Source organism: Bacillus silvicola (assembly GCF_050524305.1).
In the GTDB taxonomy this organism is placed as follows: Bacteria; Bacillota; Bacilli; order Bacillales; family Bacillaceae_G; genus Bacillus_A; species Bacillus_A cereus_AT.
In genome coordinates this window covers 639,197-665,914 of sequence record NZ_JBNGVC010000012.1, presented here as the reverse complement: position 1 = coordinate 665,914, position 26,718 = coordinate 639,197, and the positions used below count along the sequence as shown (strand labels likewise).

Genomic DNA, 26,718 nt, shown 5'->3' with positions numbered 1-26,718 from the left:
CTGAGTTTTAAATAGTTTCACTAATATGTTCTTTGTTTTTGTTATTTAAAGTATGTAAGAGTTTTTGAAATACCTTAAATGAATGCTGGAATATTGGACTTTGAATAAAAGTGTATAGAAAAGTTACGATAAAAACAGGACCTCCTAGCATGTATCCAATGACTAGTACAAAGCATTCTACAATGATTCGAGCACGGCTAATAGATAACCCAGTTTTGTCAGAAATGGTAAGCATGAATCCATCACGGGGTCCAGCACCAATGCCAGCCGCAACGTACATGCCGCCCCCAATTCCTGTAATTGCAATACCAGAAAATAAAATGAGTAAGTTTATCCATAAATAATCACTAGCGTTTGGAAGGATTTTTGATTGTAAGAAAAAATCCATAATAGGACCGATAAGTAGTGCATTTAAAAATGTGCCCACGTTTATATATTTTCGATCTACTAGTAAAGAGATAAGAACGAGACATAATCCACATATGACACTCCAAGTACCAATTGTCCACCCAAATCGTTGGTAGAGAGCCATATTTAAAACTTCCCAAGGGTGTAAACCGAGGAATTTAACTTTGACTGCAAGAGCATTTCCAAGTCCAAAGAAAATTAATCCTAGGAAAAAAAGAAAATAGCGAAAGAGAGTTAGCCTCATCTTTAAAACCTCCCAATATATAATGATGTATATTACATGTTTGAATTTAAATGTACAAATATTATGTCTTTTTATGATTTATTAAAAATGTAAATGGATATATATATTTACAGTCAAAAAAGTTAAAATATTTCGTTTTAAGGATTATAATAGAGAGAGAACTATAAAAGGAGTGAACGAATTTGAAACAAGAACTTATTGAAAGATTTACGAGATATGTAAAGATTGATACACAATCAAATGAAGAAAGTCATACAGTACCTACAACACCAGGGCAAATTGAGTTTGGTAAGTTATTAGTGGAAGAGTTAAAAGAGATTGGGTTATCAGAAGTGACGATGGATGATAATGGTTACGTAATGGCAACACTGCCTGCTAATACAGATAAGGATGTTCCTGTAATAGGATTTTTAGCTCATTTAGACACAGCAACAGATTTTACAGGGAAAAACGTAAAACCACAAATTTATGAAAATTTTGATGGTAATGCGATTACGTTAAATGAAGAATTAAATGTTGTGTTAACACCTGAACAGTTCCCGGAATTACCATCATATAAAGGACATACAATTATTACAACTGATGGTACAACACTTCTTGGAGCGGATGATAAAGCTGGTCTTACAGAAATAATGGTCGCAATGAATTATTTAATACATAATCCGCAAATTAAGCATGGAAAAATAAGAGTAGCATTCACACCAGATGAAGAGATTGGTCGTGGGCCAGCTCATTTTGATGTAGAAGCGTTTGGTGCATCGTTTGCTTATACGATGGACGGAGGTCCATTAGGTGGTTTAGAATATGAGAGTTTTAACGCTGCAAGCGCTAAATTAACTTTTAAAGGGACAAATACACATCCTGGAACAGCGAAAAACAAAATGCGTAACGCAAGTAAACTTGCTATGGAATTCGATAGACAGTTGCCGGTAGAAGAGGCGCCAGAATATACAGAGGGATATGAAGGCTTTTATCATTTACTTTCTTTAAATGGTGACGTCGAGCAAAGTAAAGCTTACTATATTATTCGAGATTTTGATCGTAATCATTTTGAAGCGCGTAAAAATAACATTAAAGATATTGTGAAAAACATGCAAGAGAAGTACGGTGAAGATGCGATTGTTTTAGAGATGAATGATCAGTACTATAACATGCTTGAAAAAATTGAACCAGTGCGAGAAATTGTTGATATTGCTTATGAAGCGATGAAAAGTTTAAATATCGAACCGAACATCCATCCAATTCGTGGTGGAACAGATGGATCACAATTATCGTATATGGGATTACCAACGCCAAATATTTTCACTGGTGGTGAAAACTATCACGGTAAATTTGAGTATGTTTCGGTAGATACTATGGAAAAAGCTGTTCAAGTTATTGTAGAAATTGCAAGACGATTTGAAGAACAAGCTTAAAAAAGAACCAAGTAGTGCGGAGTTGCTACTTGGTTCTTTTAGTATAGTACTCGCCATAAGTAAAAAGTCGCATAAGACTCCCAATTTTTCCAGTTTACCGCAAAATCTTTTATTTCATTTTTAGTTGGTTTACTTTCGGAACCTGTTATACATTTAATTGCATTATGCAAACCGACATCGTCAATTGGAAAAGCGGAAGGGAATCGTAAACAACGCATTAAAACATAGTTGGCAGTCCACGGTCCTATACCATGTATAGCAGTTAATTGTTTTTCAGCGATTTTTACATTTTGTAGTTGCAGTAAAGATTCTTTTGACAGTTTTCCTTCTGTAATAAGCTTTGCAACACCGATTAAATATTCACATTTTCTAGTCGTCATTTTTAATTTTTTTAGATCCTCTACATGTAAATTTGCAATTGTTTCAGGAGAAGGGAATACCCAATGTTTTCTATCGTCCCATTCTACATAACTTCCAAATGTCTCGACTAATCTTCTTTTTAGCGTATAAGCATATGTGAGATTAATTTGCTGACCGATAATTCCCCAGGAAAGTGCTTCAAATAAATCAGGAATACCTAAAGTTCGAAGTCCATAATATTGTTCAATTGGTCCTTGAAGGAGTACATCATGTTTAGCTAACGTGTAAAAGGGAGCTAAATCAGTAGTTAAATCAAACCACTCTTTTACATAGTTAGCTACAGCTTCACGTATCGATTCTTCAGTTATATATGACTCTCCTAAAAAACGTACTTGAATATTACCATCCATATTCATACTAATTTCAACTAAAGGATTTACATCGTGAACAGGGACAACTTTATAAATTTTGTTATCTTCAATGTGAAACATACATTCATTGTTAGAGCGGGATAGATAGCGAAAATTTTCTTGGAAACTAAATTCTGTTGGAACTGTTAAAGTCAATGCGCTAGTATATTTTGCTGTCATATGAATTCTACCTGCGACTTTTCTAATGTAAGCAACTCTTTCTTCATTTCTAAGCCACCTCTAAAGCCGGTTAGTTTACCATTCTTACCAATAACACGATGGCAAGGAATTGTAATAAGGAGGGGGTTAGCAGCAATAGCAGTAGCAACGGCACGTATAGCCGTAGGTTTTTGCATTCTTTCGGCAATTTCTGAATAAGAATATGTTTTCCCGTAAGGAATTTCACGTACCGTATTCCAAACAGATAATTGAAAATCAGTTCCGTAAGCATCGATAGGGAATGTAAAAGTTTCTCGTTTACTTTCTAAATACTCGATAACTTCTTTCGTATATGATTGTAGATAATCTGGATTACAGGCCAATATATGTTGTGGCAATTTTTTTCTAGCCCATATATTTAGTTCTTCAAAGTTTTCATCTTGTGATCCAATGAAACATAGTCCATTTTCAGTTGCAGCAATATGAAACTGCCAATTCTTATGTGTAAGTAGCGTCCAATAAATAAATTTATTTTTGTAGGAATTCATTCTTGTATCCTTCTTTCATTTCGTTCTTTTTTCGATATTCAGTAGGAGTTAATCCGGTTTTCTTTTTAAATAAAGTTGCAAAATATTCGGGGTTTTCTATCCCGACAGCGGTACTAATCTCTTTAATGGATTGATTTGTTTGTAATAGCTGTTCTGCCGCTTTAACAATCCTGAATTGTAGTATATATTCTATTGGACTTATTCCTGTCGTTTTTTTGAAAGTGCGTTGTAAATGAAATGGGCTACCATGGCACATTTCTGCAAGTATATCGAGAGTTAATAATTCATCGAAGTGTTTTTCGATATAATCTTTAATTTGTTCTACCCACTCTTCATTAGGTAAAGTGATCCCATTTGGCTTACAACGTTTGCACGGGCGAAAGTTTTCACTTAATGCTTGCTCTGCATGATGAAAAATTCGTACATTGTTTCTATTTGGTATCCTTGATTTGCATGACGGCCTGCAAAAGATTCCGGTTGATTTCACAGCATAAAAGAATTTGCTATCATAGGAAGAATCATTATGAATAATCGCTTGCCAATGCTCATTTGTTAACGTAACTCCTTCATTGTGCAAAGAACATCACCTCTGAAATTAGTATAACCTGAATAAAGTGCGTATGTATGTATTCACAAATGTAAGAGCAAGATTACAAAGATGAAAATATGATTGTTTTTCTATTTTGTGATAGCATGAAATTTGAAAGTGAACATCAAGAGGAGGACTATAGGTGAAGTTAATTTCGTGGAATGTAAATGGTTTGCGAGCAGTTATCGCAAAAGGTGGATTTTTAGAATATCTTGAGGAATCAAATGCTGATATATTTTGTTTACAAGAGATTAAATTACAAGATGGGCAAATTGATTTAAATCTAGAGGGATACTATACATACTGGAATTATGCTGTAAAAAAAGGCTATTCTGGAACGGCTATATTTACGAAAAAAGAACCAATTGCTGTTACATACGGTTTAGGAATTGAAGAGCATGATCAAGAAGGGCGACTTATTACTTTAGAATTCGAAGATTTTTACATGATAACTTTATATACACCAAACTCAAAACGAGGATTAGAGCGTTTAGATTACAGAATGAAATGGGAAGATGATTTCAGGGCATATATCAAAAGATTAGATGAGAAGAAACCAGTCATTTTTTGCGGTGATTTAAACGTCGCTCATAAAGAAATCGATTTAAAAAATCCAAAAAGTAATCGTAAAAATCCTGGATTCTCTGATGAGGAACGAGAGAAGTTTACATGTATTTTAGAAGAAGGATTTATTGATACGTATCGTCATCTTTATCCTGATCAGGAAGGTGCATATTCGTGGTGGTCGTATCGAATGGGAGCCAGAGCAAAAAATATTGGATGGCGTTTAGATTATTTTGTTGTCTCGGAAAGAATAGAAGGTCAAATAACAGATGCAAAAATCAACAGTGAAATAATGGGATCAGACCATTGTCCAGTTGAATTACATATAAATTTCTAAAAAAAGAAGTATCTCGCTAATAATAGGCGGATACTTCTTTTTAATTCAGTTTGTTAAAATTTTTCAAATCATTCTTGAAATAATCTGATTTTAAATATATACTTAATAACGATAATCATTATCATTGATAACAATTATCGATGGATGAGGGTTGTAAAGAATTTAATACTAGGGGAAGTGAACGAGAATGGCTCTCCATTTTATGTAGATTTATTAATGATGTGAAATATATATGAGAAATATGTTTCATGTAATTAAGTTTCATAGTTAAAATAATATATTTAAAGCTTTCGAGAGGAGATATATAAAGATGAATAAGAAATTATTTACATTAGGGATGGTTACAGTTTTAAGTGTAGGTTTAGCAGCATGTAATAGTGCAGACAAAACTTCTGGGGAACAAAAGCAACAAACAAAAGCAACAGAAACGAAAAAAGATGAAAAACGAAAAATTACATATTTAGGTAAAGAATATACAGTGCCAGCAAAAGTAGATAAAATTGCGACAGCTAGTTTAGAGTCAATGGAAGATGCAGCAGTACTTGGAATTAAACCAGTAGGTGCCATTACTGTTGGTGGTAAATTGCCAAAATATCTTGAAAAAGATTTAGAAGGTGCAAAATCTGTTGGTGAGAAAATGGAACCGAATTTTGAAACATTACTTCAATTAAAACCAGACGTTATTACATCAAGTACGAAATTCCCAGCAGAAACAGCTGAGAAGTTTACGAAAGTAGCTCCGACGTTCCCAGTATCACACGTTTCAACAAATTGGGAAGATAACTTAAAGTTAATGGGGGAACTAACTGGTAAGAAGGACAAAGCAGAAAAAATTATTAAAGATTACAATGCAGACGCTGAAAAAGCAAAAGCGAAACTGGGAGATAAGTTAAAAGATAAAAAAGTACTTGTCATTAGACTAAGAGCAAACGACCTATTTTTATACCCAGAAGGAGTATACTTTAATCCTGTAATTTATAAAGATTTTGGACTAACTGTGCCAGAACAACTAAAAACTGTAAAAGCACAAGAGAAGATTTCTTTAGAAAAACTTGCTGAAGTTAATCCGGATTATATCTTCTTACAATACGAGGCAAGCGAAAATAATAAACCAAAAGTGCTAGAAGACATTGAAAGTAATCCAATTTGGCAAAGTATGAATGCAGCGAAAGAAAAGAAAGTATTTGTAAACGTTGTAGATCCAATGGCACAAGGTGGTACTGCTTGGAGTAAAACAGCATTCTTAAAAGAAGCAGTGAAAAATTTATCAAAATAATACAATAAGTAAGGTGCGTTGAATGATATGCAGAAAACGAATGCGGTACCAGTAACTATTTTATGTATAGCACCCATAGTGATTGTATTTACAGTTATACTTTCTATTTTATATGGTGCAAAAAGCATTGATGCTGAAACAGTGTGGAATGCATTATTTCATTTCAATTCAAGCGATGTAAATCATAATATTATTATTACTTCACGTTTGCCAAGGGTAGTTGCAGCTCTTTTAGTCGGAGCATTTCTAGCCATATCAGGAGCACTTATGCAGGGGATGACAAGAAACTATCTTGCATCCCCTTCTATTATGGGTGTGACCGATGGTGCAGCTTTTGTTATTACACTTAGTATGATTTTTCTTCCGGGAATGTCATCGATCGGTATGGTCTTATGTTCAATGATTGGATCTGCACTAGGAGCCGGTATAGTGTTTGGTTTTGGCTCACTACTTCAAAATGGCTTATCCCCTGTTAGATTAGCAATAATTGGAACAGTTATTGGAACATTTTTAAGCAGTGTATCAGCCGCGATGGCTTCGTATTTCCAAATTTCTCAAAATGTTAGTTTTTGGTTTAATGCAAAGTTAGATCAAGTGGATCCTAATATAATTAAAATCACGATACCTTTTGGGATAATTGGGATAGTTTTAGCACTGTTAATATCAAAATCTATTACCATTCTTTCGTTAGGAGAAGAAGTTTCTATTAATCTAGGACAGCGTACAAAACTAGTTAAAGCAATGGCAATTTTATCAGTAATTTTTTTAACAGGAACGGCAGTTGCTTTAGTTGGGAAAATTGGTTTTGTAGGTTTAATTATTCCGCATATTACTCGCTTCTTAATCGGGGTAGATTATAAGTGGATTTTGCCATGCGCAGGCGTTATTGGTGGAGTTTTCTTAGCATTATGCGATGTATTAAGTAGATTTGTAAACTATCCATTTGAAACACCAATTGGAGTTGTTACATCTTTAATTGGAATTCCTTTCTTCCTTTATTTAATCCGTACAAGAGGAGGAGAGAGACATGCCTAAAAGTTCAAGTCAACGTTTTGGAATGACGATGGGGATTATTATATTTTTAATTTTTGGTGCAATTTATATTAGTTTAACGAATGGTACGTTTGATATTACGATTACAGATGTATTTAAAACACTTTTTAGAATTGATCCAGTACCAGAGCATGATTTAGTTATTTTTGATTTTCGTCTTCCACGCATTGTAATTGCTGGATTAGTAGGATTAGGTTTAGGCGTTGCGGGTGCCGTTATCCAAGGAATTACGAGAAATGGATTGGCGGATCCAGGTATTTTAGGAGTAAATGCTGGGGCAGGAACAGCAATCGTCATTTTCATGTTTTTCTTTCAAGGACAATTAAAGAGTACAGATTGGATTTCTATTATGATGATGCCGATGTTTGGTTTAGTCGGTGGATTAGGTGCAGCCATCATAATTTATCTGTTTTCTTGGAAAAACGGTAAGTTAGACTCGCAGCGTCTTTTATTAACAGGGATTGCAATTGGTTCAGGGTTTGGAGCATTCTCTATGTATTTATCACTTAAAATGAAGTCAACTGATTTTGAGATGGCTGCGGTTTGGGTGTCTGGAAGTATATATAGTGCAAACTGGAAATATATTGTTGCTATGTTACCGTGGCTTATCATTTTAATTCCGCTTATACAAAAGAAAGCTTATTTATTAGATTTATTTCAATTGGAAGAAACGAGTATTACAAGTTTAGGTGTTGCAGTAGAACGAGAGAAATCCATTTTACTATTAAGTAGTATCGGACTTGTGAGTGCATGTGTTGCTGTTTCAGGAAGTATTGGTTTCATTGGACTAATGGCACCGCATATAGCGAAAAGACTTGTCGGTATTCAGCATAAGTATATCATTCCTACGTGCGGAGTAATCGGAATGTTCCTTGTAATTGCATCAGACTTTATTGCAAAAACAGTTTTCACACCTGTAGAGTTACCAGTTGGAATCGTTATTTCTATTGTCGGTGTACCGTATTTCTTATATTTACTTTATAAGGCGAAGGCGTAAGAGGAGGAGTAAAAGTGAGTATTTTAAGTGCAAAGAATTTAGAAACGAGCTATGAAAAGCTTACAGTGTTTCGCGATTTAAATGTGGAAATACAAGAAGGAAAAGTAACGACAATTATAGGGCCAAACGGGTGTGGTAAATCGACATTGTTAAAAACAATGGGACGAATTTTAAAGCAAAAAAGCGGTAAAGTGTATTTGCAAGGGCAAGATTTAAATACAATTCCAACGAAAGAAATTGCCAAGCTGTTAGCTTTACTCCCGCAAACTCCAATTGCACCAGGAGAACTTAAAGTAGAAGAATTAATTTCTTATGGACGCTATCCACATCGAAATAACGTAAATAAGTTAACTTCAAAAGATAAAGAGATGATTGATTGGGCATTAGATATAACGAAAACATCTGCTTTTCGAACGAGGCAAATAGCAAATCTATCAGGTGGTCAACGACAAAAGGTATGGCTAGCGATGGCTTTAGCGCAAGAGACAGAAGTGTTACTACTAGATGAACCGACGACATATCTTGATATGTCTCATCAATTAGATGTACTGCAAATTGTGGAGAAGTTAAATAAAGAACATAATTGTACAGTTGTTATGGTACTGCATGATATTAACCATGCAGCAAGGTTTTCAGATGAAATTATTGCAATGAAAGAAGGGGAAATTGTTACAACTGGTAGCCCAGAAGAGATAATTACAAATGAAGTATTAAAAGAAGTATTTCATATTGATGCACGAGTCATGATTGATCCATATAATGGGGCCCCTGTTTGTTTCGGTTATGATAGCGTTGTATCTCAGGATGAAAAAGTAGAAATATATGTAACAAGTTAAAAAAGGGGGATATAGGGTGAATACTACTATCGAAAAACAGCAGATTATTACATCTAATACAGAGCAGTGGAAAATGTATTCAAAATTAGAAGGTAAGGAATATCAAATCCATATTTCAAAGCCGAAGCAACCAGCACCAGATTCAGGATATCCGGTCATATATGTATTAGATGGCAATGCCTTTTTTCAAACGTTCCATGAAGCGGTTAAAATACAATCGGTTAGAGCGGAAAAAACAGGTGTTTCATCAGCCGTTATAGTTGGTATTGGTTATCCAATTGAAGGGGCATTTTCAGGAGAAGAAAGATGTTATGATTTTACACCTTCTATAATTTCAAAAGATGCTCCTTTAAAACCGGATGGCAAACCGTGGCCTAAAACAGGAGGAGCACATAATTTCTTTACTTTTATTGAAGAAGAATTGAAACCACAAATTGAAAATGTTTTTGAAATCGATAAAGAAAAACAAACGTTATTTGGGCATTCTTTAGGTGGTCTATTTGCATTACATATACTATTTACAAATGTAAATGCTTTTCAAAATTATTTTATTAGCAGCCCGTCTATTTGGTGGAATAATCAATCCGTACTTGAAAAAGAAGAGAATCTTGTAAATGAATTAAATGAAGCGAAGGTTGAAACGGGAGTATTCCTTACAGTGGGATCATTGGAGCGAGAGCATATGGTTGTAGATGCAAATGCATTATCAGAGCGTCTTCTTCAATTCAAATATGAGAAGTTTAGGTTTAAGTTTTATGAAGCTGAAGGGGAGAATCATGCATCGGTTGTGCCAACGTCTTTAAGTAAAGGATTGAGATTTATTAGTCAAGTGTAGAAGGCGTATACTGATGCAAGTATTGAAAAGGTTTATCTACAGTTGTTTATGACCGAATTTTTAGAAGATGATTTTAATAAACTCAAATGTTTATCTGAACAATCGCATCTTATTGCGGAGGTATATAGCCTGACAACACGTGAGAAGCAAGTAATAAGTAGGAGTCTTCCGGGTATGTTAGCTAGATAATTTTGTATTTCTATATACACCGTACAGGATCATTTAAAATCTATTTTCGAAAAAGTTGGGGTGCATAGTAGAAATGAACTTGTGTGGGAAGTTTTTTCAAAGTTTTGTTTTGATATAGATAAATCGAAATAGAACAAGTCCCGAAAAATCACATTAAATCAGGTAAATGAGTTGTAAAATAGGACTGAAAAAAGGTTATGGATGAAACATTCCATAACCTTTTTTATAAGTAGAATTGTCCTTTTTGAAAGTTTTGTTTCAACTTTTCGTCTAAAGAGACAAAAAGTTGTCACATTTCCGTCACAATTAGCATAAACATAAAATAGACGAAATGAACTTATCCCATAAAAGCTCGACTGATTCAATTAATGATTAGTAGGGCTGAAATAAACACCGATTAAAAGTTCACTTTATTCTCAAGGAGGTAGATCGTATGAAAGCAATTCTTGTTATTGCCGGGCTTATTTGGGTTTTATCACATGGCATTCCAATTTATGAAGGAGAACAAATTCGCAGTGCTTTGAATAAAAAATTTAATGAATATCATATCATTGATCGGCAAGATAATGTTGTGACAGTTCGTGTAAATGACTGTTTTCATACGGTAACCGTTGAAGGAACTTCAGTAGTGAATGATACAAAAGTATGTGATCAGCAATAATATATATAGGAAGAAAAAAGTCTCGATTTATATGTGTGAAAATTGAGACTTTTATATTTGAGGATGAATAATAAGCGGGGATGGACAATCCCTGCTTATTATTGTTTTTTGAAAAAAGGAAAGGGTATCATAATAATTGAGTCTGAGAAGCTAATAATTTGTTAAGAATAATCATAAAGCGGAAATATACTCATATGGGGTATCATACATAGATGTTTGATGCTATAATTGGTATACTCGTAAAAGTAATTGTTTTATTGGATGAAGAAAAACTTTGAGAAGGTGATAATATGGATCATAAAGAGCATGAAGCAACTACACATAGATCAGAAAAAGAAAAAGAACAAATTATAAATAGATTAAAGAGAATTGAAGGACAAGTCCGTGGTATTCAAAATATGATTGAAAATGATCGTTATTGCGTTGATATTTTAGTGCAAATTTCAGCCATTAATGCAGCGATGAAAAAAGTAGGAATGGGTGTCTTGAAAAATCATACTAGTCATTGTGTTTCAGGAGCTATTAAAGATGGGAATGGTGACGAAGCAATCGAAGAATTAATGACGGTATTTGAACGTTTTTCAAAAGCGTAAAAACAAGCTAGTATATAACTGGCTTGTTTTTTTGTTTGTTTATTTATCCTTATATAGGGTTTAGGTGTATTGTTGTGAATAAGTGTGTGTAAAATAAACTTTTAGAAAATAATTGAAAAATCATGATATAAAACTATTGATTACCTTAGGGGGGTATGGTAAAATGTAGTTGTAATTAACAAACAATGAAGAAACAAGAGGAGGATTTTAAATGGAACAGTTAACATTACAAGTTGAAGGTATGTCTTGTGGACATTGTGTAAATGCTATCGAAAGCAGTGTGAAAGAACTAAACGGTGTTGACCAAGTGAAAGTTCAATTAGCAGAAGGAACTGTTGAAGTTACTATCGACTCATCAGTTGTAACATTAAAAGATATCGTTGCTGTAATTGAAGATCAAGGATACGATGTTCAATAATTATTTTTAGATATGGAAATAAATCGTACTTTATAGGAAGTACGATTTATTTTGCTAATAATTATACCTCATAAGGGTATATAGAGGTGAGAGACATGAATGAACAAAAAGAGGCCAATCTTCAAATATCAGGAATGACATGTGCGGCATGTGCAAATAGAATTGAAAAAGGTCTAAAAAAAGTAGAAGGTGTTCATGATGCAAATGTAAATTTTGCACTTGAAAAAACCAAAATAATGTATGATCCCCAAAAAACAAATCCGCAACAATTTAAGGAAAAAGTTGAATCGTTAGGATATGGAATTGTAAGTGATAAAGCTGAATTTACTGTTTCAGGAATGACATGCGCAGCATGTGCCAATAGAGTAGAAAAGCGTTTAAATAAGTTAGAAGGTGTGAATGGAGCGACAGTAAATTTCGCTTTGGAATCGGCTACAGTAGATTTTAATCCTGATGAAATTAATATAAATGAAATGAAGAGTGCAATTACGAAATTAGGATATAAATTGGAAGTGAAATCAGATGAGCAAGATGGATCAACTGATCATCGCTTACAAGAAATTGAGCGACAAAAGAATAAGTTTATCATTTCGTTTATTTTATCATTCCCGTTACTGTGGGCAATGGTAAGTCACTTCTCATTTACATCGTTTATTTATTTACCTGATATGCTTATGAACCCTTGGGTGCAGCTAGCTCTTGCAACGCCAGTTCAATTTATCATTGGTGGACAGTTTTATGTTGGGGCTTATAAAGCGTTACGTAATAAAAGTGCTAACATGGATGTTCTTGTGGCACTTGGAACATCGGCCGCTTATTTCTATAGTGTATATTTAAGCATTCAATCTATCGGTTCTTCGGAACATATGACAGATTTATATTTTGAAACGAGCGCGGTACTTATTACACTAATTATTTTAGGGAAATTATTTGAAGCAAAAGCAAAGGGACGTTCATCAGAAGCAATTAAAAAGTTGATGGGTTTACAAGCAAAGACAGCTACAGTTGTGCGAGATGGAAGAGAAATGAAAATTTTAATCGAAGAAGTAGTAGCTGGTGATATCGTTTATGTAAAGCCTGGTGAAAAAATTCCGGTAGATGGTGAGATTGTAGAAGGGAAATCAGCAATTGATGAATCGATGTTAACGGGTGAAAGTATTCCAGTTGATAAAACAATTGGGGATGTAGTAATCGGTTCTACAATGAATAAAAATGGATTTTTAAAAGTGAAAGCAACTAAGGTAGGAAGAGATACTGCATTAGCTCAGATTATTAAAGTAGTAGAAGAGGCTCAAGGTTCAAAAGCTCCTATTCAAAGGGTAGCAGATCAAATTTCAGGTATTTTCGTACCTGTTGTAGTTGTGATTGCTATTATCACATTTGCAGTGTGGATGATATTTGTTACACCAGGTGATTTTGGCGGAGCACTTGAGAAAATGATAGCAGTACTTGTTATCGCATGTCCATGTGCATTAGGTCTTGCGACACCTACATCTATTATGGCTGGATCAGGAAGATCGGCTGAGTATGGTATTTTATTTAAAGGCGGGGAACATTTAGAAGCAACGCATCGATTAGATACAGTTATTCTAGATAAAACAGGTACTGTGACAAATGGGAAGCCAGTGTTAACAGATGTAATTGTAGCAGATGGATTCCATGAAGAAGAAATACTACGTTTAGTAGGTGCGGCAGAAAAAAATTCTGAACACCCACTTGCAGAAGCGATTGTAGAAGGAATTAAAGAAAAGAAAATTGATATCCCAAGTTCAGAAGCGTTTGAAGCGATTCCTGGATTCGGTATCGAATCAGTCGCAGAAGGGAAACAATTATTAATTGGTACACGCCGATTAATGAAGAAATTCAATATTGATATTGAAGAAGTTTCTAAATCAATGGAAGAGTTAGAACGAGAAGGAAAAACAGCAATGCTTATAGCGATAGATAAGGAATATGCTGGAATTGTTGCTGTTGCAGATACTGTAAAGGATACTTCAAAAGCAGCAATTGCAAGACTTAAGAAAATGGGTCTAGATGTTGTTATGATTACAGGAGATAATACACAAACTGCTCAAGCTATTGCTAAGCAAGTTGGTATTGATCACGTAATTGCAGAAGTATTACCAGAAGGAAAAGCAGAGGAAGTGAAAAAACTTCAGGCTAGTGGTAAGAAAGTGGCTATGGTTGGGGATGGAATTAATGATGCTCCTGCTCTTGCTACAGCAGACATCGGAATGGCCATCGGATCAGGAACAGATGTAGCAATGGAAGCAGCGGATATTACGTTAATACGTGGTGATTTAAATAGTATTGCTGATGCAATCTTTATGAGTAAAATGACGATTAGAAATATTAAGCAAAATCTATTCTGGGCGTTAGCTTATAACGGTCTAGGAATTCCAATTGCGGCGCTGGGTTTCTTAGCTCCTTGGGTTGCAGGTGCAGCGATGGCGTTTAGCTCTGTATCTGTCGTATTAAATGCGTTAAGATTACAAAGAGTTAAATTGAAATCTTAAAAAGCTCATTAAATAATTGCATATGACTATTACAAAAACAATACTTATTCAAAGTATTGTTTTTGTTCGTATAGAAAATAAAAAGATATAATAAAGCAAAAATATTGAATTGTAGATAGTAGAAAAACTAAGTGTTATTTTGATAAGGAGATTTACATATGTTGAAGGATATTATAATTAGAACATTCCAGAAAGAGGATTTAGAGCAAGTATTACAGTTGTTCTATGAAACAGTTCATACGGTTAATGCAAAAGATTATAACGTGTTACAGCTACAGGCATGGGCACCAGATCGACTAGATAGAGCAAGATGGTTAGAGTCTTTAGAAAAGAATGTTTGTTATGTTGCCGATTATAAAGGAGTAATAGCGGGATTTGGGGATTATAATGATGAGCATTACGTAGATCGCTTATTTACACATAAAGATTATCAAGGAAAAGGCATAGCTTCATATATACTACAGAAGTTAGAAAAAGAAGCAGTGAAATTGCATCATAGGGAGATATATACTGAGGCGAGTATTACAGCAAAACCTTTCTTTGAAAGAAACGGTTATATTTGCTTAAAGGAACAAAAAAAGCAGCATAATGGTCAAATGTTTATTAATTATGTAATGAAAAAAATAGCCTTCTCATAAACGAGAAGGCTATTTTTTCATTATTTTACAGCTTCTTTAAGTTCTTTACCAGCTTTGAAAGCAGGTACTTTAGAAGCTGCGATTTGCATTTCTTCACCAGTTTGTGGGTTACGGCCTGTACGAGCAGCTCTTTCACGAACTTCAAATGTACCGAATCCGATAAGTTGTACTTTTTCACCAGCAGCTAAAGTGTTAGTGATTGATTCTACTACAGTTTGTACAACTACAGTAGCTTCTTTTTGAGAAATCTCAGCATTTTGTGCTACGTTTTTAATTAATTCTGTTTTATTCATGTTTTTCACCTCATATGTAAATAATGCTATTTAAGTTGTTATTATAACGTATAAAACATTCGAGAACAAGTGTACGTACATATATTCGCAAAAAAAATGAAATTTGTAATATTTTTTAGGACCACTTTATAGACATTCAATTTAAGCGGATACAGATTTTTTCTTTAATGCAGTTTTCTCTTTATTGGAAGGTAGTTTTTTATTATAAGATATGAAATAAGGTAATGCTACAAATAACATACCCCCTACTAAGTTTCCGAAGAAAACAAAAATGAAGTTTGGAAAATATTCAACCCAAGTTAAATGACCAGAAAAAATTGCAGCTGGGATGACAAACATATTGGCTACAACGTGTTGAAATCCAATCGCGACAAAAGTCATAACAGGGAACCAAATACCAACAATCTTTCCGATAAATTCTTTACTTCCCATACTGAGCCAAACAGCTAAACAAACGAGCCAATTACACCCGATTGCAGAAATGAAGGCTTGCAGTGGTGTATCTTGTAGTTTAGCTTGTGCAATAGAAACAGTTTTTGCTAAAAAAGCTCCCTCCGTTAAGCCGACGATATGACCAAAAAAATAAGCGACGAATATAGCACCTATGAAGTTGCTAAACGTAACAATAACTAAATTTCGTATGAAGTGAAATAAGTCGATTTTTTTGTGAAGCCATGCCATTGAAACGGTCATCATGTTGCCAGTTACTAATTCACCGCCTGCAAGGATAACGAGTATAAGACCGATAGGGAATACGGCAGCACCTAGAAAACTAGTAAATGATCCCCAAGATTTTGGCATTGTTCCGATAACATGGATATCAAGTAAATATCCTAATGCTATGAAAGCACCACCAAAAAAACCGAGAATTAGCATAGGGAGCAATGATAAATGAGCTTTTTTTCTTCCAGAATTAGCAGCAAGTTCCGTAATTTCTTCTGGTGTAAATACAGACATGAATAACCTCTCCTTAATAGAATGATGGAATGAATAGAAGAAACATTTTAAAAAATCTATGTATTATAAAAATATGTTATGACTTCTGTATAAATTTGTCAAAGGGAGTGGGGATAAAATTGGATATAACGAACATTGTTCATGTTGTCACATTAATGTAACAATAAGGCTTTAAAGTGATTTTAGAGGTGAAAACATGAATACGCATCATGTAAAAAAAGAACGGAAAAAATCAATTGTAAAGATATTTATTATTAGTTTCATAAGTATATTAATGATACCAGTAAGTTTGTATTTCTATGCGACAGAAATAGAAAGAAGACTAGTAACAGTTACGTGGAATGAAATAGAAGCTCCTACAATTCCTAAAGAGTTTAATAATAAAAAAATATTGCAGTTCTCAGATGTACATTTAGGGCCAGAATTTACACTGAAACAACTAGAAAATTTGGTGGAGAAGATGAATGCGTTACATCCAGATGTAGTAGTTTTTACAGGGGATTTAATTGATAAGTTTGGATCATATAAAGCCGAAAGAGAAGAGGCGAAAGGTATTTTACAGAAAATACATGCACCCTTAGGAAAATATGCAGTGTTTGGGAATCATGATAGGGGCGGTGGAGGTAGTTTATTTTATAAAAAATATATGGAGGAAGCTGGTTTCTCTGTGTTAGTCAATGAAGTGCAGAAAATTAAAGCGGAAAACGGCAAATATATTACAATATCAGGTTTGGATGATTTTTTATTAGGGAAGCCGCAAATAGACTCGACTTTAAAACATATAAGGCAACAAGATTTCAATATGCTCTTAGTACATGAGCCGGATGTTGTAGACAAAGTAGCACGTTACCCAGTTGATTTTCAAATGTCAGGCCATAGTCACGGAGGACAAGTTCAAATTCCTTTTATAGGTCCATTAATTACTACAAAACTAGCTGAGAGTCATGTGGAAGGTATGTATGAAGTAGAAGGGAAGAATAAGCTGTTACATTTATACGTAAATCGTGGTATTGGGACAACCCGAATGCCTGTTAGATTTTGGAGTGTACCTGAACTTTCAGTATTTGTATTGAAGCAAAATAGTAACTAGACTATTACTAGAATAGTAGGAGGACTTTCAGAGAAAGTTCTCTTTTTTCATTGATTAAACACAGAATATTATGTAAATTTTATTTAAAGTATTAAAAAAGAAAGGGGCATTTCTATGATAGAAACATGGCATAAAGAATTGGAAAGTTTATATAACCAAATGGTTTTGTGGCGAAGAGATTTTCATCAATACCCAGAGCTATCGTTTCAAGAAATAGAAACACCGAAAAAAATAGCTAGAATTTTAAAAAGTTTTCATATTGATGTGAAAACAGATGTCGGGGGAAGAGGGGTAATCGGCGTAATTGAAGGAGGAAGACCTGGGAAGACGATCGCGTTGCGCGCTGATTTTGATGCACTACCTATTCAAGATGAAAAGAAAGTTTCATATAAATCAAAGGTTCCTGGCGTAATGCACGCTTGTGGCCATGATGGCCATACAGCAACCCTTTTAGGAGTTGCAAAAGTATTAAGCGATAACAGAGACCAACTTTCAGGAAAAATAGTCCTTATTCATCAACATGCAGAAGAGAAAGAGCCTGGCGGAGCAATTGCTATGATTGAGGATGGTTGTTTAGAGGAAGTAGATGTTGTTTTTGGCACACATTTATCTTCTCAAATGCCTGTAGGAATTGTTGGTGCGAAAGCGGGAGCAATGATGGCGGCAGCTGATACTTTTGAAGTGAAGATTCAAGGACGAGGCGGTCACGGAGGTATGCCGCATCATACTGTAGATGCCATTATCATTGCAACACAAGTTATTAATCAGTTGCAACTTTTAGTGAGTAGAAAAGTTGATCCACTTCAATCAGCAGTTTTAACAGTTGGTACATTCCATGCTGGTCAAGCAGATAATATTATTGCGGATACTGCTATATTTACAGGGACAATTCGGACGATGGATCCTGAAGTGAGAGAATTTATGGAGAAGGAATTTAAAAGAGTTGTTGAGGGGATTTGTCAATCTCTTCATGCGGAAGTTAATATTCAATATAAACGCGGCTATCCGATATTAATAAATCATTTAGATGAAACGAGTCATTTTATGGAGATTGCGAAACGAGATCTTGGAAGAGAAAGGATCATTGAAATACCACCGATTATGGGGGGAGAAGATTTTGCATACTACTTAGAACATGTTCCAGGAGCATTTTTCTTCACAGGTGCGGGTAATGAAGAAATAGGAGCAACATATCCACATCATCATCCTCAATTCGATTTTGATGAACGTGCGATGTTGGTTGGTGGGAAATTATTTTTAAGTCTTGTAAGTAGTTATTTAAGAAATAAAAATAAAAATGGTTCGGTTTTGAATCCTAAAGGTGAGGATAAAGAATCCGTTCAATTCTAATTTCTTGTTTTCGAAGAAAAGGTATATCCAATCATTGCTAGAAAAGATTCATATATAAGTAAAGAAAAGAGTAATTACTATTGTCATAGTGAATATAAACTTTTTTCTTGACTTTTTATACGAAGGAGAGCAGAATGATAAAAAAGGAAGGGGGGGATGATGATGGAAGAGTACGTATTAGAGCTGTATAACCTGTTATATACGACAGAATGGCAAGATATTGTTTCGTTTCTTGGGATATTATTTTGCATGAAAATTGTAATTGTATATATGGAAGAGCAAGGTATGTTCTATTCCTTCTCATCCCCGTCCGATTTGCAACATGAGCCGTTGCAAAACTATGCCAATGTAAATTACGAACAATTTCCTTTTGTTATTTTCTTTATGATTCGATTTATAACAGCGATTGTGAAGAAGAAGGAAAGTGACGATGAAGAGTGCCACTCAACTTGTAATATAGCAACTGCTTTATAGGCTAAATACAAGGAGGAGATTTATATGTGGTTTCGATTTCTTATGATTGGTTTCTTTTCATTAACAGCAATTTCTTTAATGGGATATCAAGTGTCTGAAATTTTTCAAGCATATAGCAATACGTTTTTCAACAAAAACTAATTACATTGCTATTTTAATAATAAAGCGATAAAATCCTTCTTAAGAAGTTTTATTAAGAAGGATTTTTTTCTTTGCTCTGTCTTACTGTGTCAAACTATTGTCACATTTACACTGTGAATAATATGTTAAAATAGTGAGGTTACGTATACATATTTGAAGGAAGAGGAGTGACCATTTTGGTGGATCAATCAACTAATCAGAAAAGCTATGCTCCTATTGTGATAACGCTTTCTGTAATTGTAAATGCGATTATTTTATTTTTGTTCTTTGGACCTGTTGGCTATGAAGGAGAAGTACATTTTGATGTAACAATCTTACCAATGTTAAATGCAATTTTTAATAGCTTTACGTTCGTATTCTTATTAGCAGCGTTATTCTCTATTATTAAAAAGAATGTAAAAATGCATCGTGGCTTCATCCTGGCAGCATTTACAACGACTTTACTATTTTGTGTGTCGTATTTATCGTACCATTACTTAGCGCCAGCAACACATTTTGGCGGAGAAGGATTTATTAAATATGTGTATTTCATCATTTTAATTACACATATTATCCTGGCAGCAATTATTGTACCACTTGCATTGTTCGCACTTGTATTTGGTTTTACAAACCAATTAACACGTCACCGTAAAATTGTACGTTGGACGATGCCAATTTGGTTATATGTAAGTTTATCTGGTGTTATTGTTTACTTAATGATATCACCTTATTATCAATAAAAAGTCTCAGCCTTTAGGCTGGGATTTTTTTTGTAAAGCAAATATTTTTGTGATATGAAAAAAATATGGTATATAAAAGTATAGTTGCTTTTCATATAGAAGGGATGGTAAAGGGATATGCAAAATTTTGTATTTCGTAATCCAACAAAACTTATTTTTGGTAAAGGACAATTAGAGCAGTTAAAAATTGAAATTCCACAGTTCGGTAAAAAAGTTCTTCTCGTATATGGAGGAGGAAGTATTAAAAGAAACGGTATTTATGATAATGTAATTTCTATCTTAAAGGATATAAATGCAGAAGTGTTTGAGTTGACAGGTGTTGAACCGAATCCTCGTGTATCAACTGTAAAGAAAGGGATTCAAATTTGTAAAGATAATGGAGTCGACTTTATTTTAGCTGTTGGTGGAGGAAGTGTAATCGACTGTACGAAAGCAATTGCCGCTGGTAGTAAGTACGATGGAGATGTATGGGACATTGTAACGAAAAAAGTATTTGCTAGCGAGGCGTTACCATTTGGTACTGTACTTACACTTGCGGCGACAGGCTCTGAAATGAATGCAGGATCTGTAATTACAAACTGGGAAACGAATGAAAAATATGGCTGGGGTAGCCCAGTTACTTTCCCGCAGTTTTCAATCTTAGATCCAGTTCATACTGCATCTGTACCGAAAGATCAAACAATTTACGGTATGGTAGATATTATGTCACACGTATTAGAACAATATTTCCATCATGGAACAAATACAGAACTACAAGATCGTTATTGTGAATCTGTTTTAAAAACAGTAATTGAAACAGCTCCTAAGCTTTTAAGTGATCTAGAAAATTATGAGCATAGGGAAACAATTTTATATTGCGGCACGATGGCGTTAAACGGCATTTTAGCGATGGGAGTAAAAGGAGACTGGGCAACCCATAATATTGAGCATGCGGTTTCTGCTGTTCATGATATACCGCATGGAGGTGGCCTTGCGATTTTATTCCCGAACTGGATGAAGCATGTTGTAGATGAGAATGTAAGCCGCTTTAAACAGTTCGCTATTCGTGTATTCGATGTAGAAACAGATGGGAAGACAGATAAAGAGGTTGCATTAGAAGGAATTGAGGCGTTACGTCAATTTTGGACTTCGATTGAAGCGCCAGTAACATTAGCTGATTACGCTATTGGAGAAAATGAAATTAATTTAATGGCGGATAAAGCGATGGCTTATGGGGAATTTGGTAACTTTAAAAAACTAAATAAAGATGATGTTCTAGATATATATAAAGCTTCTCTATAAAGTGGATCGAAAGAAGAAACCTATTTGATTATTGTATCAAATAGGTTTCTTTTTGGCTATTTATAATTGTTTTTGGTTGTTTGTGATTATTAATGAATGTTTTTGGTTGATTTTTGTGATCGTTTTCATTATACTGTAATCAAAGAAGAGGTGAATAAAATGTTAACTCCTGAACGTCATCAAATGATATTGCAACTTGTAAAAGAGCAGAAGGTTGTTAAATTACAACAATTAGTGGAAAGAACAGAAAGCTCTGAATCAACAATTCGTCGTGATTTAGCACAATTGGAAAAACAAAGGTTATTAAAAAGAGTTCATGGTGGTGCGGCTGTTTTAACAGGAAAAGGGCAAGAGCCAACGATGGTTGAAAAATCATCCAAAAACATTCATATAAAACAACAAATTGCTAACTATGCGGCTAGCGTTGTTGAACAAGGTGATTGCATTTATTTAGATGCGGGAAGTACAACATTTGAAATGATTCCATTTTTAATAAACAAAGATGTTACTGTCGTTACGAATGGACTTATGCATATTGAAGCATTAGTTGAAAATAATATTCGTGCATATTTACTAGGCGGGATGATGAAAAGTAGGACGAAAGCTTTAATTGGTGCTATGGCACAGGAAAGTATGCAGAAGTACCGTTTTGATAAATGTTTTTTAGGAGCGAATGGTGTACATGAACAGCTTGGTTTTACAACGCCAGATCCAGAAGAGGCACTTTTAAAACAAATGGCATTAACATTAGCGAACGAAGGATATTTCTTAATTGATGAAAGTAAGTTTTCAGAAGTTGCGTTTGCGAAAATTGCAAATGTTGAAGAGGCAAATATTATTACAAACCATTTAGAAATTGATTTAGAAAAATATAAAAGACAAACCAATGTAATTGAGGCTGATAAACAATGATCTATACAGTTACTTTAAACCCATCTATTGATTATGTAGTACAAGTTAATTCCTTCGATTTAGGCGCAGTAAATCGAACAGAGAAAGATATGAAGTTTCCTGGGGGGAAAGGGATTAATGTTTCTCGCGTTCTTCATCGTTTAGGTGTTGAAAATGTAGCGCTTGGATTTACTGGTGGATTTACCGGTCAATTTATTAAAGATGTATTACAGGCGGAAGGTGTAACAACAAACTTCGTCCAAGTAGACGGAGATTCCCGAATTAATGTGAAAATAAAAGGGCAAGAAGAAACAGAATTAAATGGGCAAGGTCCTAATGTGACAAATGAGCAATTTGAACAATTAATGAAACAAATTGAAAGTATGAAGCAGGGAGATTGCATTGTACTAGCTGGAAGTATACCTGCGTCTATCTCAAGTACCTTTTATGAATCAATCGCAGCGTTTGGAGTAGAAAAAGGCATTCGCGTAGTAGTAGATGCAAGTGGAAGTGCCTTGCAACATGTAATTAAAAATAAGCCATTTTTAATAAAGCCTAATCATCATGAACTTGGTGAGTTATTCGGAGTAGAGATTTCAACAGTAGAAGATATTTTACCGTATGGAAGAAAATTAATCGAACAAGGTGTAGAGCACGTTATCGTATCAATGGCCGGAGATGGAGCTTTATTATTTACGGCAGAAGGTATATATGAAGCAACTGTTCCAAAAGGTGTTGTAATTAATTCGGTTGGGGCCGGGGATTCTCTCGTTGCAGGATTTGTAGGTAAATATGAACAGACAAAAGATATTGAAAAGGCATTTCAATATGGCGTTGCAACAGGGAGTGCAACAGCATTTTCAGCTGATTTATGTGAAAAAGAAAAAGTAGAAGGATTATTGTCGCAAGTAATTGTAGCTAAGCGATAGGGGGAACCAACATATGAAAATTACAGAACTATTAAAAAGGGATACAGTCATTATGAATATGACAGCTTCAAATAAAGAAGCTGTCATAGATGAATTAGTTGAGAAGTTAAGCGGGGCAAATCGTTTAAATAGTAAAGCTGAATTTAAAGAAGCTATTTTAAAGCGGGAATCACAAAGTACAACTGGAATTGGTGAAGGTATTGCTATACCTCATGCGAAGACGAAAGCTGTTAAGCAACCAGCGATTTGTTTTGGTAGAAGTGTAAGCGGTATCAACTATGAATCGCTGGACGGACAGTCTGCACATTTATTCTTTATGATTGCTGCGAGTGAAGGGGCGAATAATACGCATTTAGAAACGTTGTCTCGTCTTTCTACATTATTAATGGATGAAGGGTTTCGCAAGCAATTATTAGAAGCAAAGGATGAAGAGGAACTTCTTCGTTTATTTGATGAAAAAGAGAATGAAAAAGAAGAAGAAGAGGTTGAAGTTGCAAAACCAGAAGGAAATGAACCGTACGTATTAGCAGTTACGGCTTGCCCAACTGGAATCGCTCACACGTATATGGCTGCAGATAGCTTGAAAGCAAAAGCAGCAGAGCTAGGAATCGCAATTAAAGTTGAAACGAATGGATCAACAGGTATAAAAAACGGTTTAACAAGAGAGGACATTGAACGTGCAACGGCTATTATCGTTGCGGCAGATAAACAAGTAGAAATGAACCGTTTTGCTGGGAAGCATGTCATTCAAGTGCCAGTCGCTGATGGGATTAGAAAAACGGAAGCGCTTCTTAATCGAGCTGTAAAACAAGACGCGCCTATCTTTAAAGGAATAAAGGAAGATGGGAAGACAGAAAGCGCAGAGAAAGAAAAAGGGTTAGGAATTTATAAGCACTTAATGAACGGTGTAAGTAATATGCTTCCATTCGTTGTTGGTGGCGGAATTTTAATTGCGCTAGCGTTTTGGGTTGGTGGTATTAAGGCAGAAGGTCCTTTCGCTGAATTGCTAATGTCTATTGGAGGCGGAAAAACAGGTGCGTTTTTATTCCTAGTACCAATCTTAGCTGGATTTATTGCGAGTTCTATTGCTGATCGACCTGGTTTTATGCCTGGTGTCGTAGGTGGGTTTTTAGCGGCACATGCGAATGCTGGATTTTTAGGTGGATTAATTGCTGGTTTCTTAGCTGGATATGTTGTTTTAGGATTGAAAAGATTATTTTCAGGATTACCAGCACAGTTAGAAGGGATTAAACCTGTTTTGTTATATCCAGTCTTTGGATTGTTAATTACAGGAGTTGTAATGCAAAAAGTAGTAATTCCGCCTGTAGTAGCATTGAATGAAATGTTAACAGGATGGTTAAATGGTTTGAACGGTACAAATGCTATATTACTAGGTCTTATTTTAGGTGGTATGATGGCAATTGATATGGGTGGTCCAATTAATAAAGCTGCATTTACATTTGGTATTGCTGCAATAGAAGCGCAGAACTTTGGAGTGCACTCTGCTGTTATGGCTGGTGGTATGGTACCGCCACTTGCAATTGCATTCGCAACTACATTCTTTAAATCGAAGTTTACTGAAGCAGAACGTAAATCAGGTTTAACAAATTATATTATGGGCGCATCGTTTATTACAGAAGGTGCAATTCCATTTGCAGCTGCAGATCCGATTCGAGTAATTGTAAGTTGTGTTGTTGGTTCAAGTATTGCAGGTGCGTTATCGATGTTATTCCAAATTACGTTACCAGCACCACATGGTGGGTTGTTTGTTATAGCATTAGTAAATAAACCGTTGCTATATATTTTCTCTATATTAATTGGAACGATTGTTTCAGCGGTTATGATAGGTGTTTGGAAAAAGAAAGTTAAATAAATGATAAAAGGGACAGCTAATAGGAGTTGTTCCTTTTTTATTACAAAAAAGTAGGTTAATAGTTGGAGAATGATGAATTTTGGTAAAAGATGTAATGAAACGTGATTTTTTTGTAACAAAACAGTAATACTGTAATTTTTTCTGGAAAAAATTCTCATGCTTCTATGTGGAAAATATATGAAAACTATTGGGGATTCTATTGGAAATGCACTTTATGAATATGGAAATTTATGTTACAGCTCATTAATGGTGTATTACGAATGCTTTGTAATTGTGTGATTTCTAAAAACCCCCAAAATCTGTTGCTATAATGAAAATACGAAAACAAAGCAAATGGAGGCTATTCATGAAAAAATTATTAGGTATAGCAACAGCAGCAGTTTTTGGTCTTGGGATTTTTGCAGGTTCTGCGAAAGCGGAAACGATTGTAACAACGGACGTATTAAATGTTAGAGAAAACCCAACTGTCGAGTCAAAGCTTGTAGGTAAAATGTTAAGTGGAAATAAATTAGATGTTATAAATACAGAAAACGGATGGACAAAAATTAAATTAAATGGTAAAGAAGCATTTGTAAGTGCTGAATTTACAAAAAGTACTTATTATGTAGCGGCGAACGTATTAAATGTTCGTGCTGGAGCGAATACTGACTCTGAAATTATTGGTAAACTAAATAAAGATGATGTGATTGAAACGACAAATCAAGTTCAAAATGAATGGTTACAATTCGAATATAATGGGAAAACAGCATATGCTCACGTTCCATTTTTAACAGGAACGGCACCTGTGATTGAAACGAAAGAAGTGGTAACTCAAGAAGAAGCACCGGCTAGAGTGAAAACATCGGTTAAAAATAATACGACAGTTAAGAGTAAAGAAGCTGTTAAGAGTGTAGATTCAAGTAAACCTGTAGAAAAAACAAAGCCAACTGCGAAACCAGTTGCGAAATCTACTGAAACTAGTGAACCTGCTGGTGGGCGTGAAATAACAGTAGAAGCGACAGCGTATACAGCGAATCCAGGTGAGAATGGTACGTATGGTGGACGTGTGTTAACTGCGATGGGGCATGATTTAACAGCGAATCCAAATATGAAAGTTATTGCTGTGGATCCAAAAGTAATCCCTCTTGGATCAAAAGTGTGGGTGGAAGGATATGGAGAAGCGATTGCTGGAGATACTGGTGGCGCGATCAAAGGAAACCGTATTGATGTTTTAGTTGGTTCAGATAGCAATGCTGATAGTTGGGGTCGTAAATCCGTTAAAGTGAAAGTTATAAAATAATTTATCTTTATTAATGTAAAAAAGCGGTTGCTTGAAAATATGTAAGCAACCGCTTTTTATCATTTTGTAATAACAATATCGCCTCAAAAAATGGTTATTGAAATGGATAAATTGTTTTACCTGTAATAATTTTATATGCGCTGCAAAATTGAGTTTGCATATACTCTGTATGTGTGTTTTCCGAATGTAACGTTGTTTCTTGAAGAGTAGAATGAAAAGAACGTAGTAAACAATTTAAGGCGAAGTACAATTCGTCTTGTGAACAATTTTGTTCTTTTGTAGCTGTAGCCAAAATGAGGTCATTTGTTAGTGTTGAAAAATTGATAGTGGATTGTTTCATAGTCAACCCATCCTCTCCGAGCGATTTTTATCATGTATATGCAGAATTGGACAAA

28 protein-coding genes and 1 pseudogene are annotated in these 26,718 nt (G+C 34.7%); 22 read left to right on the top strand and 7 right to left on the bottom strand.

Features of this window, described 5'->3' with window-relative positions; translation table 11 throughout:
• Positions 1-7: 7 nt before the first annotated feature.
• Positions 8-652 (bottom strand): YczE/YyaS/YitT family protein, encoded by a 645-nt coding sequence (locus tag ACP6L7_RS15245; protein ID WP_097831017.1) that lies wholly within the window; start codon positions 650-652, stop codon positions 8-10.
• A 182-nt stretch (positions 653-834) separates the two neighbouring features.
• Between ACP6L7_RS15245 and pepT the strand changes: the two genes are divergently transcribed.
• Complete coding sequence (pepT, locus tag ACP6L7_RS15240) at positions 835-2,067, top strand: peptidase T (RefSeq protein ID WP_097831018.1); 1,233 nt, start codon at positions 835-837, stop codon at positions 2,065-2,067.
• Between the two features lie 38 nt (positions 2,068-2,105).
• Here the strand turns inward: pepT and ACP6L7_RS15235 are convergent, their stop codons facing one another.
• The 3 genes from ACP6L7_RS15235 to ACP6L7_RS15225 are packed head-to-tail and all read right to left on the bottom strand — an operon-like array spanning position 2,106 to position 4,121.
• Positions 2,106-3,017 (bottom strand): DNA-3-methyladenine glycosylase family protein, encoded by a 912-nt coding sequence (locus tag ACP6L7_RS15235; protein WP_097831019.1) that lies wholly within the window; start codon positions 3,015-3,017, stop codon positions 2,106-2,108.
• Positions 3,014-3,544 (bottom strand): methylated-DNA--[protein]-cysteine S-methyltransferase, encoded by a 531-nt coding sequence (locus ACP6L7_RS15230; protein WP_097831020.1) that lies wholly within the window; start codon positions 3,542-3,544, stop codon positions 3,014-3,016. The genes ACP6L7_RS15235 and ACP6L7_RS15230 overlap by 4 nt, the downstream gene beginning before the upstream one ends.
• Positions 3,525-4,121: a bifunctional transcriptional activator/DNA repair enzyme AdaA gene (locus tag ACP6L7_RS15225; protein ID WP_097831021.1), complete on the bottom strand. Its 597-nt coding sequence runs from the start codon at positions 4,119-4,121 to the stop codon at positions 3,525-3,527. Before ACP6L7_RS15225 ends, ACP6L7_RS15230 begins: the two co-directional genes overlap by 20 nt.
• A gap of 154 nt (positions 4,122-4,275) precedes the next feature.
• On the opposite strand from ACP6L7_RS15225, the gene ACP6L7_RS15220 reads away from it, so the two are divergent.
• The 12 genes and pseudogenes from ACP6L7_RS15220 to ACP6L7_RS15165 all read left to right on the top strand — a co-directional run bounded on the left by ACP6L7_RS15220 (position 4,276) and on the right by ACP6L7_RS15165 (position 15,046).
• Entirely contained in the window at positions 4,276-5,034 is a 759-nt protein-coding gene (locus ACP6L7_RS15220; RefSeq protein ID WP_097831022.1) for an exodeoxyribonuclease III, read from the top strand.
• Positions 5,035-5,344: 310 nt separating this feature from the next.
• Entirely contained in the window at positions 5,345-6,310 is a 966-nt protein-coding gene (locus ACP6L7_RS15215) for an iron-hydroxamate ABC transporter substrate-binding protein (protein ID WP_097831023.1), read from the top strand.
• 27 nt (positions 6,311-6,337) lie between these two features.
• Entirely contained in the window at positions 6,338-7,345 is a 1,008-nt protein-coding gene (locus ACP6L7_RS15210; RefSeq protein ID WP_097831024.1) for a FecCD family ABC transporter permease, read from the top strand.
• Positions 7,338-8,360 (top strand): FecCD family ABC transporter permease, encoded by a 1,023-nt coding sequence (locus ACP6L7_RS15205; RefSeq protein WP_097831025.1) that lies wholly within the window; start codon positions 7,338-7,340, stop codon positions 8,358-8,360. Before ACP6L7_RS15210 ends, ACP6L7_RS15205 begins: the two co-directional genes overlap by 8 nt.
• Positions 8,361-8,374: 14 nt before the next feature.
• Positions 8,375-9,196: an ABC transporter ATP-binding protein gene (locus ACP6L7_RS15200; protein ID WP_097831026.1), complete on the top strand. Its 822-nt coding sequence runs from the start codon at positions 8,375-8,377 to the stop codon at positions 9,194-9,196.
• Between the two features lie 16 nt (positions 9,197-9,212).
• Complete coding sequence (locus ACP6L7_RS15195) at positions 9,213-10,031, top strand: alpha/beta hydrolase (RefSeq protein WP_097831027.1); 819 nt, start codon at positions 9,213-9,215, stop codon at positions 10,029-10,031.
• Between the two features lie 108 nt (positions 10,032-10,139).
• Positions 10,140-10,352, top strand: a pseudogene (locus ACP6L7_RS15190) (helix-turn-helix transcriptional regulator); the annotation flags it as partial.
• A 301-nt stretch (positions 10,353-10,653) separates the two neighbouring features.
• Positions 10,654-10,881, top strand: a complete 228-nt coding sequence (locus ACP6L7_RS15185) for a hypothetical protein (RefSeq protein WP_097831028.1) — start codon at positions 10,654-10,656, stop codon at positions 10,879-10,881.
• A 290-nt stretch (positions 10,882-11,171) separates the two neighbouring features.
• Positions 11,172-11,474: a metal-sensing transcriptional repressor gene (locus ACP6L7_RS15180; RefSeq protein WP_070144516.1), complete on the top strand. Its 303-nt coding sequence runs from the start codon at positions 11,172-11,174 to the stop codon at positions 11,472-11,474.
• A gap of 211 nt (positions 11,475-11,685) precedes the next feature.
• Positions 11,686-11,892, top strand: coding sequence for a copper chaperone CopZ (copZ, locus tag ACP6L7_RS15175; protein WP_071726924.1), 207 nt, complete (start codon positions 11,686-11,688; stop codon positions 11,890-11,892).
• Between the two features lie 95 nt (positions 11,893-11,987).
• Positions 11,988-14,408: a heavy metal translocating P-type ATPase gene (locus ACP6L7_RS15170; RefSeq protein WP_430529299.1), complete on the top strand. Its 2,421-nt coding sequence runs from the start codon at positions 11,988-11,990 to the stop codon at positions 14,406-14,408.
• 158 nt (positions 14,409-14,566) lie between these two features.
• Entirely contained in the window at positions 14,567-15,046 is a 480-nt protein-coding gene (locus ACP6L7_RS15165; protein WP_097831030.1) for a GNAT family N-acetyltransferase, read from the top strand.
• 20 nt (positions 15,047-15,066) lie between these two features.
• Here the strand turns inward: ACP6L7_RS15165 and ACP6L7_RS15160 are convergent, their stop codons facing one another.
• On the bottom strand, positions 15,067-15,339 hold the full coding sequence (locus ACP6L7_RS15160; RefSeq protein ID WP_001043904.1) for an HU family DNA-binding protein: 273 nt from the start codon (positions 15,337-15,339) through the stop codon (positions 15,067-15,069).
• Between the two features lie 141 nt (positions 15,340-15,480).
• The gene (locus tag ACP6L7_RS15155) at positions 15,481-16,296 is read right to left on the bottom strand and encodes a formate/nitrite transporter family protein (RefSeq protein ID WP_097831031.1); all 816 of its coding nucleotides are present in this window, start codon (positions 16,294-16,296) and stop codon (positions 15,481-15,483) included.
• A 196-nt stretch (positions 16,297-16,492) separates the two neighbouring features.
• Here ACP6L7_RS15155 and ACP6L7_RS15150 point away from each other — a divergent pair, with 196 nt between their 5' ends.
• The 9 genes from ACP6L7_RS15150 to entD all read left to right on the top strand — a co-directional run bounded on the left by ACP6L7_RS15150 (position 16,493) and on the right by entD (position 26,323).
• On the top strand, positions 16,493-17,386 hold the full coding sequence (locus ACP6L7_RS15150) for a metallophosphoesterase (protein ID WP_097831032.1): 894 nt from the start codon (positions 16,493-16,495) through the stop codon (positions 17,384-17,386).
• A gap of 114 nt (positions 17,387-17,500) precedes the next feature.
• Positions 17,501-18,736 carry a M20 metallopeptidase family protein gene (locus ACP6L7_RS15145; RefSeq protein ID WP_097831033.1) on the top strand — a complete coding sequence of 412 codons (1,236 nt, stop codon included), beginning with the start codon at positions 17,501-17,503 and terminating at the stop codon, positions 18,734-18,736.
• Positions 18,737-18,898: 162 nt separating this feature from the next.
• Entirely contained in the window at positions 18,899-19,210 is a 312-nt protein-coding gene (locus ACP6L7_RS15140; RefSeq protein WP_097831034.1) for a hypothetical protein, read from the top strand.
• Positions 19,211-19,527: 317 nt separating this feature from the next.
• Positions 19,528-20,070, top strand: a complete 543-nt coding sequence (locus ACP6L7_RS15135; RefSeq protein ID WP_000228315.1) for a DUF420 domain-containing protein — start codon at positions 19,528-19,530, stop codon at positions 20,068-20,070.
• 117 nt (positions 20,071-20,187) lie between these two features.
• Positions 20,188-21,351 (top strand): iron-containing alcohol dehydrogenase, encoded by a 1,164-nt coding sequence (locus ACP6L7_RS15130; RefSeq protein WP_097831035.1) that lies wholly within the window; start codon positions 20,188-20,190, stop codon positions 21,349-21,351.
• A 159-nt stretch (positions 21,352-21,510) separates the two neighbouring features.
• Positions 21,511-22,263: a DeoR/GlpR family DNA-binding transcription regulator gene (locus ACP6L7_RS15125; RefSeq protein WP_097831036.1), complete on the top strand. Its 753-nt coding sequence runs from the start codon at positions 21,511-21,513 to the stop codon at positions 22,261-22,263.
• The gene (gene pfkB / locus ACP6L7_RS15120) at positions 22,260-23,171 is read left to right on the top strand and encodes a 1-phosphofructokinase (protein WP_097831037.1); all 912 of its coding nucleotides are present in this window, start codon (positions 22,260-22,262) and stop codon (positions 23,169-23,171) included. Before ACP6L7_RS15125 ends, pfkB begins: the two co-directional genes overlap by 4 nt.
• Positions 23,172-23,184: 13 nt before the next feature.
• A complete protein-coding gene (locus ACP6L7_RS15115; protein ID WP_430529298.1) occupies positions 23,185-25,044 on the top strand; it encodes a PTS fructose transporter subunit IIABC in 1,860 nt (619 codons plus the stop codon).
• Positions 25,045-25,390: 346 nt separating this feature from the next.
• Positions 25,391-26,323: a cell wall-binding protein EntD gene (entD, locus tag ACP6L7_RS15110; protein ID WP_097831039.1), complete on the top strand. Its 933-nt coding sequence runs from the start codon at positions 25,391-25,393 to the stop codon at positions 26,321-26,323.
• 94 nt (positions 26,324-26,417) lie between these two features.
• Here the strand turns inward: entD and ACP6L7_RS15105 are convergent, their stop codons facing one another.
• A complete protein-coding gene (locus tag ACP6L7_RS15105) occupies positions 26,418-26,663 on the bottom strand; it encodes a hypothetical protein (RefSeq protein ID WP_071771467.1) in 246 nt (81 codons plus the stop codon).
• Positions 26,664-26,718: the final 55 nt, after the last annotated feature.

Coding starts and splice junctions, on each gene's coding strand:
- ACP6L7_RS15245 (WP_097831017.1), bottom strand. CDS start 652: ATGAGGCTAACTCTCTTTCGCTATTTTCTTTTTTTCCTAGGATTAATT.
- ACP6L7_RS15235 (WP_097831019.1), bottom strand. CDS start 3,017: ATGACAGCAAAATATACTAGCGCATTGACTTTAACAGTTCCAACAGAA.
- ACP6L7_RS15230 (WP_097831020.1), bottom strand. CDS start 3,544: ATGAATTCCTACAAAAATAAATTTATTTATTGGACGCTACTTACACAT.
- ACP6L7_RS15215 (WP_097831023.1), top strand. CDS start 5,345: ATGAATAAGAAATTATTTACATTAGGGATGGTTACAGTTTTAAGTGTA.
- ACP6L7_RS15210 (WP_097831024.1), top strand. CDS start 6,338: ATGCAGAAAACGAATGCGGTACCAGTAACTATTTTATGTATAGCACCC.
- ACP6L7_RS15205 (WP_097831025.1), top strand. CDS start 7,338: ATGCCTAAAAGTTCAAGTCAACGTTTTGGAATGACGATGGGGATTATT.
- ACP6L7_RS15185 (WP_097831028.1), top strand. CDS start 10,654: ATGAAAGCAATTCTTGTTATTGCCGGGCTTATTTGGGTTTTATCACAT.
- ACP6L7_RS15180 (WP_070144516.1), top strand. CDS start 11,172: ATGGATCATAAAGAGCATGAAGCAACTACACATAGATCAGAAAAAGAA.
- copZ (WP_071726924.1), top strand. CDS start 11,686: ATGGAACAGTTAACATTACAAGTTGAAGGTATGTCTTGTGGACATTGT.
- ACP6L7_RS15170 (WP_430529299.1), top strand. CDS start 11,988: ATGAATGAACAAAAAGAGGCCAATCTTCAAATATCAGGAATGACATGT.
- ACP6L7_RS15165 (WP_097831030.1), top strand. CDS start 14,567: ATGTTGAAGGATATTATAATTAGAACATTCCAGAAAGAGGATTTAGAG.
- ACP6L7_RS15160 (WP_001043904.1), bottom strand. CDS start 15,339: ATGAATAAAACAGAATTAATTAAAAACGTAGCACAAAATGCTGAGATT.
- ACP6L7_RS15155 (WP_097831031.1), bottom strand. CDS start 16,296: ATGTCTGTATTTACACCAGAAGAAATTACGGAACTTGCTGCTAATTCT.
- ACP6L7_RS15150 (WP_097831032.1), top strand. CDS start 16,493: ATGAATACGCATCATGTAAAAAAAGAACGGAAAAAATCAATTGTAAAG.
- ACP6L7_RS15145 (WP_097831033.1), top strand. CDS start 17,501: ATGATAGAAACATGGCATAAAGAATTGGAAAGTTTATATAACCAAATG.
- ACP6L7_RS15140 (WP_097831034.1), top strand. CDS start 18,899: ATGGAAGAGTACGTATTAGAGCTGTATAACCTGTTATATACGACAGAA.
- ACP6L7_RS15130 (WP_097831035.1), top strand. CDS start 20,188: ATGCAAAATTTTGTATTTCGTAATCCAACAAAACTTATTTTTGGTAAA.
- ACP6L7_RS15125 (WP_097831036.1), top strand. CDS start 21,511: ATGTTAACTCCTGAACGTCATCAAATGATATTGCAACTTGTAAAAGAG.
- pfkB (WP_097831037.1), top strand. CDS start 22,260: ATGATCTATACAGTTACTTTAAACCCATCTATTGATTATGTAGTACAA.
- ACP6L7_RS15115 (WP_430529298.1), top strand. CDS start 23,185: ATGAAAATTACAGAACTATTAAAAAGGGATACAGTCATTATGAATATG.
- entD (WP_097831039.1), top strand. CDS start 25,391: ATGAAAAAATTATTAGGTATAGCAACAGCAGCAGTTTTTGGTCTTGGG.
- ACP6L7_RS15105 (WP_071771467.1), bottom strand. CDS start 26,663: ATGAAACAATCCACTATCAATTTTTCAACACTAACAAATGACCTCATT.